General features: G+C 69.6%; 11 protein-coding genes. 5 read left to right on the forward strand and 6 right to left on the reverse strand.

Annotated features, from left to right (window positions below; all coding sequences use genetic code 11):
• Positions 1–177: 177 nt before the first annotated feature.
• The 4 genes from ACWGJM_RS48045 to ACWGJM_RS48060 form a co-directional block, all read right to left on the reverse strand.
• Positions 178–4,365 (reverse strand): hypothetical protein, encoded by a 4,188-nt coding sequence (locus tag ACWGJM_RS48045; protein ID WP_453418110.1) that lies wholly within the window; start codon positions 4,363–4,365, stop codon positions 178–180.
• 773 nt (positions 4,366–5,138) lie between these two features.
• A complete protein-coding gene (locus ACWGJM_RS48050; RefSeq protein ID WP_453418111.1) occupies positions 5,139–7,232 on the reverse strand; it encodes a SpoIIE family protein phosphatase in 2,094 nt (697 codons plus the stop codon).
• A gap of 275 nt (positions 7,233–7,507) precedes the next feature.
• On the reverse strand, positions 7,508–8,209 hold the full coding sequence (gene fomD / locus ACWGJM_RS48055; protein ID WP_453418112.1) for a cytidylyl-2-hydroxypropylphosphonate hydrolase: 702 nt from the start codon (positions 8,207–8,209) through the stop codon (positions 7,508–7,510).
• 94 nt (positions 8,210–8,303) lie between these two features.
• Entirely contained in the window at positions 8,304–9,689 is a 1,386-nt protein-coding gene (locus ACWGJM_RS48060) for a class II fumarate hydratase (RefSeq protein WP_453418113.1), read from the reverse strand.
• Between the two features lie 164 nt (positions 9,690–9,853).
• Between ACWGJM_RS48060 and ACWGJM_RS48065 the strand changes: the two genes are divergently transcribed.
• A complete protein-coding gene (locus tag ACWGJM_RS48065; RefSeq protein ID WP_453418114.1) occupies positions 9,854–10,363 on the forward strand; it encodes a SigE family RNA polymerase sigma factor in 510 nt (169 codons plus the stop codon).
• Positions 10,360–10,863: a hypothetical protein gene (locus ACWGJM_RS48070; RefSeq protein ID WP_453418115.1), complete on the forward strand. Its 504-nt coding sequence runs from the start codon at positions 10,360–10,362 to the stop codon at positions 10,861–10,863. Before ACWGJM_RS48065 ends, ACWGJM_RS48070 begins: the two co-directional genes overlap by 4 nt.
• Before the next feature lie 65 nt (positions 10,864–10,928).
• Here ACWGJM_RS48070 and ACWGJM_RS48075 read toward each other — a convergent pair whose 3' ends face one another.
• Positions 10,929–12,596 (reverse strand): fumarate hydratase, encoded by a 1,668-nt coding sequence (locus tag ACWGJM_RS48075; RefSeq protein ID WP_453418116.1) that lies wholly within the window; start codon positions 12,594–12,596, stop codon positions 10,929–10,931.
• 167 nt (positions 12,597–12,763) lie between these two features.
• Between ACWGJM_RS48075 and ACWGJM_RS48080 the strand changes: the two genes are divergently transcribed.
• A complete protein-coding gene (locus ACWGJM_RS48080) occupies positions 12,764–13,465 on the forward strand; it encodes a DUF1707 SHOCT-like domain-containing protein (RefSeq protein ID WP_453418117.1) in 702 nt (233 codons plus the stop codon).
• 174 nt (positions 13,466–13,639) lie between these two features.
• Entirely contained in the window at positions 13,640–14,011 is a 372-nt protein-coding gene (locus tag ACWGJM_RS48085) for a WhiB family transcriptional regulator (RefSeq protein ID WP_453418118.1), read from the forward strand.
• Between the two features lie 88 nt (positions 14,012–14,099).
• Here ACWGJM_RS48085 and glpX read toward each other — a convergent pair whose 3' ends face one another.
• Complete coding sequence (gene glpX, locus ACWGJM_RS48090; protein ID WP_453418119.1) at positions 14,100–15,134, reverse strand: class II fructose-bisphosphatase; 1,035 nt, start codon at positions 15,132–15,134, stop codon at positions 14,100–14,102.
• 127 nt (positions 15,135–15,261) lie between these two features.
• Between glpX and ACWGJM_RS48095 the strand changes: the two genes are divergently transcribed.
• Positions 15,262–15,786 (forward strand): DUF4245 domain-containing protein, encoded by a 525-nt coding sequence (locus ACWGJM_RS48095; RefSeq protein WP_453418120.1) that lies wholly within the window; start codon positions 15,262–15,264, stop codon positions 15,784–15,786.
• Positions 15,787–15,841 lie beyond the last annotated feature (55 nt).

Below are 15,841 nucleotides of genomic sequence, written 5' to 3' on the forward strand. Positions count from 1 at the left end.
CCCGTGCCCTCCCACCCCCCCCCCCCCGGCCACCCGGCCCCCCCCCACCCCCCGGCTCCCCCCCCCGGCCCTGTGGGGGTACGCACCGGGCCGGGGGGCGGGGGGCCACCGGGCCCCCCGGCGACCCAGGGGCCGCGCCTGTGCCGGCGCGGCCCCTGGGCGTTCGATCACCTGTCGTCAGGGCGTCAGGTTGTCGGTGAACTTCGTTGCCGAGTCGTCGCAGTGGACGACGCTTGACGGTCGGTTGCCGGGACCGTCTCCGATGACGGGCACCGGCGGCGAGACGTCCCAGGGGTTTCCGCCGCTTCCGCGGTGATAGGCGTCACAAGGCCCGAACGCGTTGCCGTTGGGAGCGGTCGCCGGGAGGTTCGAGAAGTTCTTCCAGTCTCCGCCCCTGACCCTCGCGGCGGAGGGCCGACCGAGGTTGTCGGTCATCTTGTCGTCGACGTACAGGTACAGGTCGGGCATGTAGCTCTGGAACACGATGCCGTTGGAAGGGGTGGCGTCCCCGTCGTTCTGCATGTGCGTCGGCTTCACGCTGCCGTCGGCGCAGAAGGCGGCGGCGACGTCCTGCCAGATCGGCGGAGCGTTGCCGATCATGCTGCCGAAGATGTTGTTGCCGCCGTCGTTCTTGAAGAACATCGAGTAGATGTCTCCGGCGAAGCGACGCACGGAGTAGTTGGTGTCCGGACTGTTGTTGATCTTGTCGACCCAGGCCTTGACGTTGTCGTTGATGTACTTGTGGCCGATCATCGCCCGGTAGCCGTGCACGCCGCCGCCGACGCCCCGGACGTCGACGCAGGTGTTGTCCGAGTTCAGGCGTGCGCCCCGGAAGTGCGGGAAGTACGCCTGCCCGGGGGTGTCGCCGTCGGTGTAGGGGTGGGAGGTGAGCACGTTGCCGTACTCCAGTGCGTCCTGGGTGGTGTAGTCGATGTCCGGCTTCGGGATGCCGTAGTCCGCCTCGATGGCTTTCATGATGCTGGTCACGAAGTACGGAAGGTGGGCGTTGCCGACCCGGACCCGGTAGCTCGCTCCCTCACTGCCGGGGATGATCTTCCCCGAGCCGTCGGCCACGAACGTCACGACGATATCGCTCTTGATCTTGTAACTGTTGTCGCTCTTGTACGCCTGGCTGGCCGGCAGCGACGGATCGGGGCGCTGGTTGGACATACCCATCCAGACGGGAATCGACATCGCCGGCGCGGAGCCGTCGGCCTTGGGCGTGTAGCCGCCTGCCTTGATGTCGTCGCCCCACTTCTTGGCCGCGTCGTACGTCTGCGGGCCGGTGCACTCCTCGTGCCCCCGGGGGTCGCACCGATTCCAGGAGGTGAGGCCCTGTACGCGCACCGACGGGTCGTCGTTGTCCCACAGGTGGCCTTCGTCGGCGAGGCCCAGGGCCCACTCGTACAGCGACTTCATCGAGCGCAGGGGTGTGTCGAACTCATTGGCCACTGGCCAGTTCTGGTTGAGCTCCTGGTTCGGGTCGAAGATCGCGGCCGCGGTCAGGGTGCGTCGGACGAACTTGCCGGTGACGGGCTGGAAGGCGACGGCGCCGAAGGCCACGTCGTCGTCACCGGTCCCGTCGGGGGTGTAGTTCGTCAGTTTCACACTGGGAGTGGAGGTGAACTTGTAGGCGCCCAGGGACACCCACTTGCCGTTGCTGGCGTCCTGGTTGACGTACCGGTCATAGGGTCCGCCCGAGGCCCCGTTGATGACGTAGTGCACCCGCTTGGCCTGTGCGCCCGTGTCGGGGATGTGGGCCCAGACCTGGGCCAGATCCATCTGCTCGCCGAGCGTCCAGGTGCCGTCGATGGCCATCAGGCCTCCGTCACCGCCGAGATGGTCCTCGTTGCGGGTGTGGGTGTACCAGAAGTGGCCGCCGAAGCCGCCGCCGACCTGGTGCAGGTCGGCTTTCGCCTCGTAGTGGGTGCCCGTGGTGGACGGGTTGAACGTGAACTGGAAGCTGCCGGAGGAGGTGGCCTGTCCGCAGTCGCCCCATGTCTCGGTGCCGTTGGGCACCGACGCGACGACGTGCGCACCGGTCGGTTGGCCGGTACAGACAGGCATGCCGTTCTTGAGGCGGTAGCCACGCCCTGGTTCCGGGATCAGTGTCTGGTACTTGATCAGTTCGTGCCCGCACTGGGTGGCACAGGCCGTCTTCCACGTGGCGTTGGGCTTGTTGTACCAGTACTTCGCGTAACAGGCTTCCGTGCCGCAGTCCGGCGGCGTGGCCGGGTTGCAGTTGTTGTCGCTGTTGCAGAAGGTGCTGAGCGGCGGCGAGACCTGGCTGCGCGCGGCGGTGGTGTTCCACCAGGCCGGCCGGAAGCCCGCCGAGGAGTAGCCGGATTCGCCCTTCCAGTCCTGGCGGCCGTCGGTGCCGTAGGAGTATCCGGTGTCGATGGACCAGGCGGACCAGCCCATCACCTTCTCCTCGTAGGGCCAGTCCTGCGGGTGTGCGGCGTCGTGGTTGGCTTCGGTGCCGTCCACGTCCGTGTCCATGAACGGGTGGTTCCAGCTGTTCTTGTAGATGGGGTTGGCCGGGTTGTTGTACCAGCCGAGCCCCCAGTGCCCGTCGTGCTTCGAGGCGTCGGAGGGCGGGTTGAAACCGAGGTTGTAGTTCCAGACCGCGGTGAACCAGTTCTCCACATAGGAGGGGTCGTCGTTGTTGACGGTGATCTTCTGGCCGGCCTTGTGGACCTCGTTCCACTTGTCGGCGAGGATCTTCATCGAGGCGGCGATGTTGGTCGCGTAGTCGATGGCGACGGCCTTCTGAAGGGCCGGCGACAGGCTCGTCTCCCCGGGCTTCTCGTGACCGGCGATGCGCATGCCGTCGGTGACCTGTCCGACGCCGTAGCCGCAGTCGGACTTGTCCCAGTTGATGGCCCAGTACGACTCCGGCATGCCAGGGTCGATCTTGTGCCCGTAGTAGCCGTCGACCGCCGCGAGGGGGCTGCCCATCTGGCCGGGGATGGAACCGGACTCGGCCTGCCACAGGTTGGATTCCTGGGCCATGATGCCGAGCATCACGTTGGCGGGAATACGACCGCCGCCGGTCAGGGTGGGCGGCGGGAACAGACCCTGCGGGTCGATACTGCTCAGCCCGGTCTGATTGCGGTAGCCACCCTGACGGAGGTAACTGGCGCGCAGATTACCGCGTACGGCCATGTCGACCGCCCACTCGACCTGGTTGGGAGTGGGTTGCAGCGCCTGTGCGCCCACGTCGTTGCGGGAGACGGAGCACCAGCGGTCGGGATCGGTGGGGTCGTGCGACACGACGGCCGCCGTGGTCCGCGCCCGTTGCCCGTGCTTGCCCGCGGCCGAGCCGGATGTGCTGCCGGCGGTCAGCGCGGGCGACAGGCGGTCCTTTACGGCGGGTTTCGGGACGGGGGCGACCTTCTGGCTGATTTTCGAGCCGGTGGTGGTGGCGATGGAGGTGACCGTCACCGGGGTGGTCGCGGTCACCGTGCCCGGGGCCTGGGCCGGAGCGTCCTGCGCGGCAGGCTCGGTCTTGGTGAAACCCTTGCCGGCGTTCTTGATCCGCTCGATACCGGCCCGAATGCCAGGAGTGAGCACGGGCTCGACGGCGAGCCGCCCCTGGCTGGAGATGTCCGTGTCAGCCGGGGCGTTCACCCGGGTGACCCCGCTGCCCGCGGTGTGCGGGCTGCCGACGGGATGGCCGGTGAGGAAGACCTGCGCGGATCCACCGCGCTTCAGGTCGAGGTCGCCGAGCTTTCCGGTGGCGATCGTGGTGGCCGCCTTGCCGTCTCCGCCCCACACCCTGGCACGCGCCTTCGTGCTGCCGACGCGTTCGACGAAGGCGACCTTTCCGCCCTTCACCGGGTGGAGGTCGAAGGCCACGCCGCCCGTCGTGAGCAGGTTTTCCACCTTGCCGGAGCGGTTGAGGTGGACCAGACGGCGGCCGAGGGCGGCGACCGCGCCGTCCTTGACCGGGACGGCGCTGGTCATCTCGCCCTTCGCCGCGGCCTCGATGACGGTCCTGCCGGCGGTGTTCACCGTCACGACCCGGGTCCTGGTCTTCGCCGCGTCGTTCATGTCGCGGAACGCGGTGAACGCGGCGGTGTGTGTGGCCGGATCGCACGAGGGGTCGAAATACGCCAGCGACGCGGTGAACGGCAGCTTCGTCACCTGGCCGGTGCCGAGGTTCACGATCGCGGCGAACGCGCCGCCCTGCATCAGATCAGGCTTGTTCGTGAACGTGCGCGGTGCGTACACGGCGGCGACATGGTCGCGGTCCATGAGGCACTCGTTGCCGACCCAGGAGTCCGCGGGCATGCCCGGCTCGGAGAGGACCGCGGCGGCCTTCCACGTGTACGCCTTCGCGCTGTCGGCGACCAGGATGTGCAAGCCGTCACTGTCGGCTGCGGCGGTGACGGCCCGGTCGTCGGATGTTCGCCACCCCTTGCCGAGCCTGCGGTCTGGGTTGCTGACACCTCCGCGCTGTGCCGGCCTGCCCTTACTTGAACTGGAGTTCGACCTGGGGGTGGCGGTGGCGGGCACGGCTTGCAGCAATGTGCTGGCGAGCGCGGCAGAAGTCACCACCGCGGCCAGGGATATGAGTGTTCCTCTTCTGGATCTCAAGAGAGACATTCCCCGTTTCTCGTTGAGTGGGTTCCCGCTCCTGGGGGCCAGGCGCGGCGAGCCTGCCCGCTCCCGCTAACCGGGGATGGGCAGGAGACTTTGTGAGGGAGGGGCGATGGGAGAGGGGGTCCAGGGCGGGCGGAGAGCGATGAGCGCGCGGTCGCCTTGCCGCTGAGATCTGCGTCGCCGTAAGGGCGGCCGAAAACCTGCCCGTTCAGATGGGCGGGGCAACGCAGTGTGCACCGTGCAGAGATGTCCCCCTCGCTGAATCACCCGCTCATCAGGACCGGGTGGTCAAGTCCGGTTCTCTGAGCGCGAGGTCACCTTAAGCGAGGCATGGACACGCCACACAAGGGTTTGATCCGTTCATGGCGGAAGATTTGCGCCACACCGCGGCGCGAAGCGGCTCGTGTGCGCGACACAACTCATCGCCGTAGCTGTTGAGTTGCTGTGACCGAGAGATGGACTCGGCGTCGGTGATCTCCGCTGTGACGCGTCTTGTTTTCGCTGTCCGTCCTGTTGCGGGCGAGTGGGCGGGATCAGTTCTGCGGTGCTGCCAAGTTGACCTCGAACCAGACCACCTTGCCGGTGCTCAGCCGGGTCGCGCCCCAGCGGCGGGCCAGCCGGTTCACCAGGTACAGCCCGCGCCCGCCCTCGTCCGTGGCCCGGGCCTGGCGCAGCCGCGGCAGCTGCGGGACGTCGTCGCCGACCTCGCAGCGCAGCACGTCGGTGCGCAGCAGCCGGAGGGTGACCGGACGGGAGGCGTAGCGCACCGCGTTCGTCACGACCTCGCTGACCAGCAGCTCGACCGAATCGCTGAGCTCTTCCATGCCCCAGCGGGCCAGCGCGCGCCGGGCCAGCCGGCGGGCCCGGCCGGGGGCCGCGTCCTCCGGCTCCAGGAACCAGTACGCCACGTCGCTCGGCGCGATCCCGTCGAAGCGGGCGGCGAGCAGCGCGATGTCGTCGTCCCGGTCGCCCGGGCCGAGCATGTCGAGCACCTCGTCGCACAGGGCCTCGAGGGGCGGCGGATGGTCGGGCCCGGTCAGCTGGGCCGTCGCGGCGAGCTTCTCGCGCAGCTGCTCTATGCCGGTCCACACGTCCCTGAGGCGGGACTCCACCAGGCCGTCGGTGTACAGCAGCAGCGTGGCCCCGGCGGGCGCGTCCAGCTCCACGGCCTCGAAGTCGACGCCGCCGACGCCGATCGGCGCGCCCGGCGGCACCCGCAGCACCTCGGCCCGCCCGCCCAGGTGCAGCAGCACGGGCGGAGGATGGCCGGCGTTGGCGATGGTGATGCGGTGCGAGACCGGGTCGTACACCGCGTACAGGCAGGTCGCCATCCGGTCGGTGCCCAGGCGCTGGGCCTGCTCGTCCAGGTGGTGCAACACCTCCTGCGGCGGCAGGTCCAGCCCGGCGAGGGTCTGGGCGGTCGTCCGCAGCTGGCCCATGATCGCCGCCGAGGTCATGGAGTGGCCCATCACATCACCGACGACGAGCGCGACCCGGCTGCCGGGCAGCGGGATCGCGTCGTACCAGTCGCCGCCGACCCGCGCGGTCTCGGCGGCCGGCAGATAGCGCGAGGCCAGCCGGACGCCGGTCGGGCGGGGGAGCGTCTCGGGCAGCATGGTGCGCTGGAGCTCGTCGGCGATGTAGGCCTCGCGGCCGTACAGCACCGCCTTGTCGATGCCGAGGGCGCTGTGCGTGGCCAGCTGGGCGGCCACCAGCAGATCGTCGGCCTCGAACGCCATCCGCTCCGGGCGGCGCAGGAACAGCGCGGCCCCGATCACCCGGCGCCGGCCGCGCAGCGGCGCGAGGATCGCGTGCTGTCCCTCGGGCACCACGGACTCGCCGCCCTCGCCCAGGAGTTCCGGCAGCGCGGCGCGGGCGGCAGGGGAGTCGGCGAACACCGGACGCACCCCGCGCAGCACCTCGTTGAGCGCGCCACCGGGACGTACCTCGCACAGCTCGGCGGTCATCGCCGACAGCTCCGGAAGTTCGGTCTCCGGCGCCGGAGCGGGCAGGAAACCGCCCTCGGTGTCCCGTTCCTCCGGGATCCGGTCGGTACGGCGCAGCCGCAGCACCACCGGCCCGGTGGGGCGTTCGTCGCCGATCGGCAGCGGGTCGCGCAGATAGACGAGGATCGCGTCCGAGAAGGTCGGCACGGTGGCCCGGCACAGGCCCATGACGATCTCGTCGAGGTCGATGCCGCGGGCGATCCGCCGGGTCGCGGCGCCGACGAAGCGCAGCCGGTCGCCGTCCCGCCGCATCGGCAGCGGCCGGCCGGGCGGCAGTCCCCGCCCGGTGCGGCGCTCCTGGCCGCCGGGGCCGTGCTCCTGCTCGGCGCCCGGCTGGACCGGGATCTGCTCGGGCGCGGGACGCGGACGGTGCGCGTCCTGCTCGGCAGCGGACGGCTGGGCGTGCTCGGGGCCGTTGACTGGGAGCTCCTTCCCCTTGCCGCAGGGCGTGGTGGTACCCGGTGAGGAGGGCGTCTCGCCGGTGCGGGCCTGTGCGGGTAAGGCGGCGGGGCCGAGCGGCGTCGGGGTACGCAGGAGCGCCCCGCGGGCCTCCGCGGGGTCGACGCCCGTCTGAGGGCGCTCGTAGGAGGTCGGCTGCTCCGTCACGCGTGTCGAATCCATCCGTCCGGGGCCACGCGCCGTGCGCGCGGTTCGTCCCGCCGAAATCCCGATACCCGGAATACGTGCCCCGGGAACGGAATTCCCGCGTGGTCAGAGGCCGTTCCTGCGGCGGACCGTTTCCGGTCCGCGGTGGTCTTGCCCTCGTACCACTCGCTCACGTCCTGCCGCCCCTCGGTGACGTTCGGTCAAGCCCGGTACCCGCCCCGGGAGTTGTGGGTTGATCCTCCTTGCGGAGGACGATCCTACGGTTGTGGACCGGGGGCGCATCAAGGGTCTCATGAGGACACGTGCGCGGGCGTACGGTCCCAGTCCTCCGGCAGTGACGGTACCGCCCAGGACGGGTTCGGGCGCCAGTGCTGCCAGCCGTCCGAGTACGGCGGGCCCCAGCCGCGGATCACCTCGACCGCGGCGCGCCCCGCCGCCCGCACCCGTTCGGCGAGCCGGTCGTCCATCAGCCCGTCCTGCTGGGCCTGCGCGAACTCGTCCTCGTCACGCCAGTGCCAACTGCGATCGGGGTGCACGGAGATGTCGAGGAAGTGGTCCTCGGAGTCGACCCCGCCGTCCCAGCGGGCCAGCGGTTCCTCGAGGTTGACGTACCAGTTCTTGAACCGCCAGCCCGGCTCCCAGAACAGCCACACCGACCACGGCTCACCGGGCCGGGCCAGCTTCAGCACACCCGTACCGGACCACCGGTCGCGCTGCACCGAGCGGGGCTTGGTGTAGCGCGACGGAAGCGGCTCCAGGTTCACGGGCGTTCCGTCGGCGAGCACCGGCTTCACGCACTCGGTGCCCGGCGCCAGCCACACGGCGAGCAGTTCCTCGTCGTCCCGTACGACGGTGACGGGGCGCGCGATGTGGATGCGGTCGCCGCCGTTCTCCCGGTACCGCCACAGGATCCTGGTCCCGGGCGCCCAGAAGGGCGCAGCACCGCCCGCTTCCCCGCGTACCACGCGTCTCACCGCTTCACCGTCTGCCATGCACAGATATTAGGTGCCCCAGGCATACGACGCTGCGGTGCGCGTCACGGTTCCGGCCGGATGGCCCGAACGTTTCGTGATCGGCGGCGATCGTTCACGGGTGCGTCATACGCAGGACATCCAGCGCCTCGTCCAGCTGCTCGCGGGTGAGATCGCCACGCTCGACGTACCCGCTCTCCAGCACGACCTGACGGATCGTCTTGCGTTCCGAGAGGGCCTTCTTGGCCACCTTGGCGGCCTCCTCGTACCCGATGTACTTGTTGAGCGGGGTGACCACGGAGGGCGAGGACTCGGCGTACTGGCGGGCGCGTTCGCGGTGGGCGGTGATCCCGTCCACGGTCCGGTCGGCGAGCAGCCGGGTGACGTTGGCGAGCAGCCGGACCGACTCCAGCACGTTCTTGGCGATGACCGGGAGCATGACGTTGAGCTCGAAGTTCCCGGAGGCACCGGCGGTGGCGATGGTGGCGTCGTTGCCGATCACCTGGGCCGCGACCATGAGGACCGCCTCCGGGATGACCGGATTGACCTTCCCGGGCATGATCGAGGAGCCGGGCTGGAGGTCGGGCAGCGAGATCTCCGCGAGCCCGGTCATCGGGCCCGAGGACATCCACCGCAGATCGTTGGCGATCTTCGTCAGCCCGACCGCGATGGTCCTGAGCTGCCCGCTGGTCTCCACGATCCCGTCCCGGGCGCCCTGGGCCTCGAAGTGGTCGCGCGCCTCGGTCAGCGGCAGCCCGGTGACCCGGGCGACCTCCGCGATCACGGCGGCGGAGAACCCCGGCGGCGTGTTGATGCCGGTCCCTACGGCGGTCCCGCCCAGCGGCAGCTCGGCGAGGCGCGGCAGCGAGGCGTTCAACCGCTCGACGCCGTAGCGCACCTGGGCGGCGTACCCGCCGAACTCCTGACCGAGCGTCACCGGGGTGGCGTCCATCAGATGCGTCCGCCCCGCCTTCACGACGTCCGCGAACTCCTCGCTCTTGCGGCCGAGCGCGTCGGCGAGGTGCTCCAGGGCCGGGACCAGATCGTGGGTGACGGCGGCCGTCGCGGCGATGTGGATGGAGGACGGGAAGACGTCGTTGGACGACTGCGAGGCGTTGACATGGTCGTTGGGGTGCACGGGCCGGCCCAGCCGCTCCGTCGCCAGCGTGGCGACGACCTCGTTGGTGTTCATGTTGGACGAGGTTCCCGACCCCGTCTGGAACACGTCGACCGGGAAGTGCTCGTCCCACTTCCCCTCGGCGACCTCCCTCGCCGCTTCCTGGATCGCCTCGGCCACGTCCTTGTCGAGCACCCCCAGCTCGGCGTTCACCTTCGCCGCCGCACCCTTGATCCGGGCCAGCGCCTCGATGTGCGCCCGCTCGATCCGCTGCCCCGACACGGGGAAGTTCTCGACGGCCCGCTGGGTCTGGGCACGCCACTTGGCGTGGGCGGGGACACGGACCTCGCCCATGGAGTCGTGTTCGATCCGGTAGTCGCTCATACCGGTTATAGCGATCGGGACCGTGGGGATGTTCCGGGCTTTGGGCCGCCCGGGTGCATGACTCCCCCCGCCTCCCCCGCCGCTGTGACCCAGGTCTCATCGCGTCCGTGCAGCAGACACGGGGGCTGCCACGTCGAGGACGGGTGACATGAAGGGAGGAGCGTGTGGAGACGGACTTCGACGGCTTCGTCGCCGCCCGGTCGGCCGCGCTGTTCCGGGGAGCCCTCGTCCTCACGGGCAACCGTGAGGCGGCGGAGGACCTGGTCCAGGAGACCCTGGAGCGGGCCTGCCGCAAGTGGCGCGGGATCTCGGCCAAGGACGCCCCGGACGCCTATGTGCGGCGGATCATGGTGAACCTGGCCAACGACCGCTGGCGCAGGTTCCGCAGGACCGTGCCGGACAGTGGCGATCGCATCGCTCCGGGGGACGAGTACGGACAGGTCGACAGCAGGGACCAGTTGGTGCGGGCTCTTCAGCAACTGCCCATGCGGATGCGGACGGTCGTGGTGCTGCGCTACTTCCACGACCTCTCGGACACCGAGATAGCCGCCGACCTGGACATCTCCCCGAGCACGGTGCGCTCGCAGCTGGCCCGGGGGATCGAGAAGCTCCGAAGCCAGTTCCCCGCACTCTCCGGCCCTTCACCACGGCAGCCCACGGAAGGAATCCGATGACCTCGTACGACGACGCACGGCCTTCCGGCTGCACACCCTTCGAAGAGGAACTGATGAACGCCATGAACCGTTTCGCGGACTCCGCCGAGGCCCCCGACTTCGACGCGCCCGGGATCGCCCGCCGCACCCGGCGCAGGCGGACCGCCGGCATCGCCGCCGTGGCCGCCGCCCTCATCCTGGCGGGCGGGGGAACGGCCCTGGCCACCTCGGTCGCCGGCGGCTCGCACTCGGCGCCGAGCAGCACGACCACCGCCGCCAAGAGCGACGCCACCACCATGCTGTACGGCTTCTCCGACGGCGGCTCCGTCGCCATCGACTTCGCGGGCTGGAACATCGAGAGCGCCAAGACGTACATGCTGAAGACGCAGACGAAGGTCGGCACCATCACCAAGAAGGCGGTCAAGGGCTGCAAGCCGACATCGGTGATCGGCGTGTCCCCGCACGCCCCGGAGATCGTCAGGAAGGGCGACACGGTGAACTTCACCGTCTGCGCCGGCTGATCAGGCCCTGACCTGACAGGATGCCCGCCCCTGCGCCAATCAGGGGCGGGCGTCCTGTCACAGCATCACACCAGACCCGGCCCCCGCACCGGAATCGACGTGAACGTCGGCTGCGGAGCCGGGTCCTGGAAGAAGTCGTCACCCTTGTCGTCGACGACGATGAACGCCGGGAAGTCCTCGACCTCGATCTTCCACACAGCCTCCATGCCGAGCTCCTCGTACTCGACGACCTCGACCTTCTTGATGCAGTCCTGGGCGAGACGGGCCGCGGGCCCGCCGATGGACCCCAGGTAGAAGCCCCCGTGTGCGGCACACGCGTCGGTGACCTGCTTGCTCCGGTTCCCCTTCGCCAGCATCACCTTGGAGCCCCCCGCCGCCTGGAACTGCTCGACGTAGGAGTCCATGCGCCCGGCCGTGGTCGGCCCGAAGGAGCCGGACGCGTAACCCTCCGGCGTCTTCGCCGGCCCCGCGTAGTACACCGGGTGGTCCTTCAGGTACTGCGGCATCTCCTCACCCGCGTCCAGCCGCTCCTTGATCTTGGCGTGCGCGATGTCGCGGGCCACGACCAGCGGACCGGTGAGCGAAAGGCGGGTCTTGACCGGGTACTTGGTCAGCTCGGCGAGAATGTCGTCCATCGGCTGGTTGAGGTCGATCTTGACCACGTCCGCGGATTCGTCGAGCTGCTCGTCCGTCGTCTCCGGCAGGAACCGCGCCGGGTCCGTCTCCAGCTGCTCCAGGAAGACACCCTCCGCCGTGATCTTCGCGACGGCCTGCCGGTCCGCGGAGCACGACACCGCGATGGCGACCGGGCAGGACGCGCCGTGCCGGGGCAGGCGGACCACCCGCACGTCGTGGCAGAAGTACTTGCCGCCGAACTGCGCGCCGATGCCGATCTTCTGCGTCAGCTCGAAGACCTTCTGCTCCAGCTCCTTGTCCCGGAAGCCGTGCCCGAGCTCGGAGCCCTCGGCCGGGATCTCGTCCAGGTAGTGCGCGGAGGCGTACTTGGCGGTCTTCAGCGCGTACTCGGCCGACGTACCGCCGACCACGATCGCCAGGTGGTACGGCGGGCAGGCGGCCGTCCCCAGCGAACGGATCTTCTCCTCCAGGAACCTCATCATGGAGGCCTCGTTCAGGACGGCCTTCGTCTCCTGGTACAGGAAGGACTTGTTGGCGGAGCCGCCGCCCTTCGCCATGAACAGGAACTTGTACGCGCCGCCGTCCGTGGCGTACAGCTCGATCTGCGCGGGCAGGTTGGAGCCGGTGTTCTTCTCCTCCCACATGGTGAGGGGAGCCATCTGCGAGTAGCGCAGGTTCAGGTTCAGGTAGGCGTCGTAGATGCCACGGGAGAGCGCCTCCTCGTCGCGGCCCTCGGTCAGCACGTTCTGCCCGCGCTTGCCCATGACGATCGCCGTGCCGGTGTCCTGGCACATGGGCAGCACGCCCGCCGCCGCGATGTTCGCGTTCTTCAGCAGGTCGAGCGCGACGAACTTGTCGTTGCTCGACGCCTCCGGGTCGTCGATGATGCGGCGCAGCTGCGCGAGGTGGGCCGGGCGCAGGTAGTGCTGGATGTCGTGGATGGCCTCCTCGGCCAGCTTGCGCAGCGCCTCCGGCTCCACCTTGAGGAACGTCCGCCCGTCGGCCTCGAAGGTGGAGACACCCTCGGAGGTCACCAGCCGGTAGGGGGTGGTGTCCTCTCCCTGGGGGAGCAGATCGGTGTACGCGAACTCAGGCATCTCAGCCCATTCCTCACTCTACGGACGGCGGCCCGCCGACGTTGGCGGGCGCTCACCAGCGTAGAACCTGCCTCCCGCAGGGAACCTGTGAGGTAAGGCTCAGTTCGCCACACCGAGGTTGTCCACACCCCTGGTCGCGATCTATCGCGTTTCGGTACCCTGCTGCCGTGGACCTTCAGAAGCAGGATCAACAGCAGGGCGCGGCACCGCGCGTCATCGAACTCCGCGCCTCGGACGCCGACCGTGACCGCATCGCCGACATCCTGCGCGAGGCCCTCGCCGAGGGCCGCCTGACCGCGGAGGAGCACGCCGAGCGCGTGGAGGGGGTGCTGAACGCCAAGACGGTGGGCGAGCTGGAGGTCTTCATACAGGACCTGCCGGCGGCCCATCAGCGCCAGGCGTCCCCGGGCTACACGCCGGTGCCGCCCCGTCCGGCCGCCGGTGCGATACCGGCCGAGGCCGACGCCAACGTTGTCGCGGTGTTCAGCAGCGCCATACGCCGGGGCCGTTGGCGCGCCGGGCGCCGACTGCACGCGTACGCCATTTTCGGCAGCGTCGAGATCGACCTCAGCGAGGCGATCTTCGAGTACCAGCAGGTCGTGATCAAGGCGGTGTCGGTCTTCGGCAACGTCGAGATCCGCGTGCCGGAGAACGTGTCGCTGCGCGGCACCGGCGGCGGAGTGCTCGGCAACTTCGAGGTGGACACGCTGGACTCGGTCGAGTCCGACGCCCCCGTCGTCTACGTGGACGGATGGGCGGTGATGGGCAACGTGGAGGCGCGGCCGAAGCGCGGCAAGCTCGTCGCGGACATCCTCGACCGCGTGCAGCGCAAGGTCGACAAGGGTTTGCGCAAACACCTGGACCGTTGACGGTTGTGAAGAGGGCAGGAACCGGAACGATTCGGTCCTTCGACAGCCGGCGCACAGGGTCGTGAACAAGCCGCCGCACTCCCGCGGCCCGGAACGCAGTGCATAGGCGCGCGCACAGCGGGTAGGGCTTGCTGCATCGTCTCTCGCTCGCGAAGCCGTCGTCAGGAGTAGACCGTGCTGCAACCGCCGCATTCGTCCCTGCAGGTAGCTGCTGTTCCGGCCCAGCGGGTGCCAGTGCGGGACAGGGACCAAGACGCACCCTGGCACACCGAGGCGGTGTGCCAGCGCGACGAGGCAGGCCTGTTCTTCGCCCCCTCCAAGGAACCCACCGCCGCCCGGCTGTCCCGCGAGGAGGCGGCCAAGCGGGTCTGCGCGCGCTGCCCCGTGATGGTCGAATGCCGCGAGCACGCGCTGCTCCAGCCCGAGCCGTACGGCGTCTGGGGCGGCCTCACCGCGGCCGAACGCCGTGTGGTCCTCGCCCGACGCCGCCGCCGCGACATGGAACTGAAGAAGGCCGCCCGAGCGGCGAGCCGCATAGCGGGCTGAGCGCCGACAGAGGGCGCCCCCTTCCGCACCAGGGGACGCCCTCCGACGCCGTTCATCGCCCGACCAGGGGCGCGGGGCTGTCCAGGCGCTACTTCGCCCGGTCGAAATCAACCGCGCTGTACGCCCGCAGCTTGCTCAGCCGGTGCTCGGAGTCGATCCGCCGGACCGTGCCGGACTTGGAGCGCATGACGATCGACTCGGTCAGCGCGGTCTCCGACCGGTACCGCACACCCCGCAGCAGTTCACCGTCGGTGATACCGGTCGCCACGAAGAAGACGTTCTCCCCGGCCACCAGGTCGTCCGTCGTGAGCACCCGGTCCAGGTCGTGCCCGGCGTCGATGGCCCGCTGCCGCTCCTCGTCGTCCTTGGGCCACAGCTTGCCCTGGATCGTGCCGCCCAGGCACTTCACGGCGCAGGCCGAGATGATGCCCTCCGGCGTACCGCCGATACCGAGCAGCAGGTCGACGCCCGTGCCCTCGCGCAGCGCGTAGACGGAGCCGGCGACATCGCCGTCGGAGATGAGCTTGATGCGCGCGCCCGCCTCCCGGACCTCCTTGATCAGGTCCGCGTGCCGGGGCCGGTCGAGGATGACGACGGTGACGTCCTCCGGCGCGGACTTCTTGGCCTTGGCGATCCGCTTGATGTTCACGGTCACGGGCGCGTTGATGTCGACGAAGTCGGCGGCCTCCGGGCCGGTGACCAGCTTGTCCATGTAGAACACGGCGGAGGGGTCGAACAGCGCGCCGCGCTCGGCCGCGGCCAGCACCGCGATCGCGTTGGGCATGCCCTTGGCGGTCAGCGTGGTGCCGTCGATCGGGTCGACGGCGATGTCGACCTCGGGCCCGGTGCCGTCGCCGACCTGCTCGCCGTTGAAGAGCATGGGGGCTTCGTCCTTCTCGCCCTCGCCGATGACGACCACGCCGTTCATCGACACGGTGGAGACGAGGGTCCGCATGGCACGCACCGCGGCACCGTCGGCGCCGTTCTTGTCGCCGCGCCCGACCCAGCGGCCCGCGGCCATCGCCGCCGCTTCTGTCACCCGGACGAGCTCAAGGGCGAGGTTGCGGTCGGGGGCCTCGGAGGGGACGTCCAGTTCCGAGGGCAAGTGATGATGTTCGGTCATCGGAGCGCACCTTTCTGATACGACGACGGCCGGATGAGGGTGATATCCCCGACTCTATCGTTAGGCAGACAAAATGAGCAGGGGACCCCACGGATGAGCGCGCCGGGCACCTGCGACGATAGGGGGCGTGGCAGGCAAGAACGGCAAGCAGAATACGGTCCGGGACATGATCCTCTCCCTGGCCGTGATCGGGGTCGCGGCAGGGGTCATCTACCTCTTCGTCCCGCACAGCGACCACGCTCCCGACCTCGAGCGGGTCGACTACCGGGTCGAGCTGCTCACGGCGCGGCGCGCCGCGGACTACCCGGTGGCCGCGCCCGAGGGCCTGCCCAGCTCCTGGAAGGCGACGTCCGTCCGCTTCCAGGGCGACCACTTCGACCGCTGGCATCTTGGTTACCAGAATCCCGACGGTCAATACGTGGCGGTCGAGCAGTCCACTCAGAAGCGCGCGGACTTCATCGACACCGCCAGCCAGGGAGCGAAGGCGACCAAGGTCACCGAGAGGATCGGCGACCGCACGTGGACGCGCTACACCGGCGGCCGCTACGACGCGCTCGTCCTCGAGGACACCCCCGGCTCCACGACGGTGGTGGCGGGCACGGCGTCGTTCGCGCAGCTGACCAAGATGGCCGAGGCGCTGAAGATGGCGTGAGCCACGGACCTGACCCCGCATGACCGAGGCCCCCGGCGACGCCGGGGGCCTCGGT

This window comes from Streptomyces sp. NPDC054834 (genome assembly GCF_053611185.1).

Excerpts from the sequence above, each read along its gene's own strand:
- ACWGJM_RS48050 (WP_453418111.1), bottom strand. The coding sequence starts at position 7,232 with ATGGATTCGACACGCGTGACGGAGCAGCCGACCTCCTACGAGCGCCCT.
- fomD (WP_453418112.1), bottom strand. The coding sequence starts at position 8,209 with ATGGCAGACGGTGAAGCGGTGAGACGCGTGGTACGCGGGGAAGCGGGC.
- ACWGJM_RS48060 (WP_453418113.1), bottom strand. The coding sequence starts at position 9,689 with ATGAGCGACTACCGGATCGAACACGACTCCATGGGCGAGGTCCGTGTC.
- ACWGJM_RS48070 (WP_453418115.1), top strand. The coding sequence starts at position 10,360 with ATGACCTCGTACGACGACGCACGGCCTTCCGGCTGCACACCCTTCGAA.
- ACWGJM_RS48075 (WP_453418116.1), bottom strand. The coding sequence starts at position 12,596 with ATGCCTGAGTTCGCGTACACCGATCTGCTCCCCCAGGGAGAGGACACC.
- glpX (WP_453418119.1), bottom strand. The coding sequence starts at position 15,134 with ATGACCGAACATCATCACTTGCCCTCGGAACTGGACGTCCCCTCCGAG.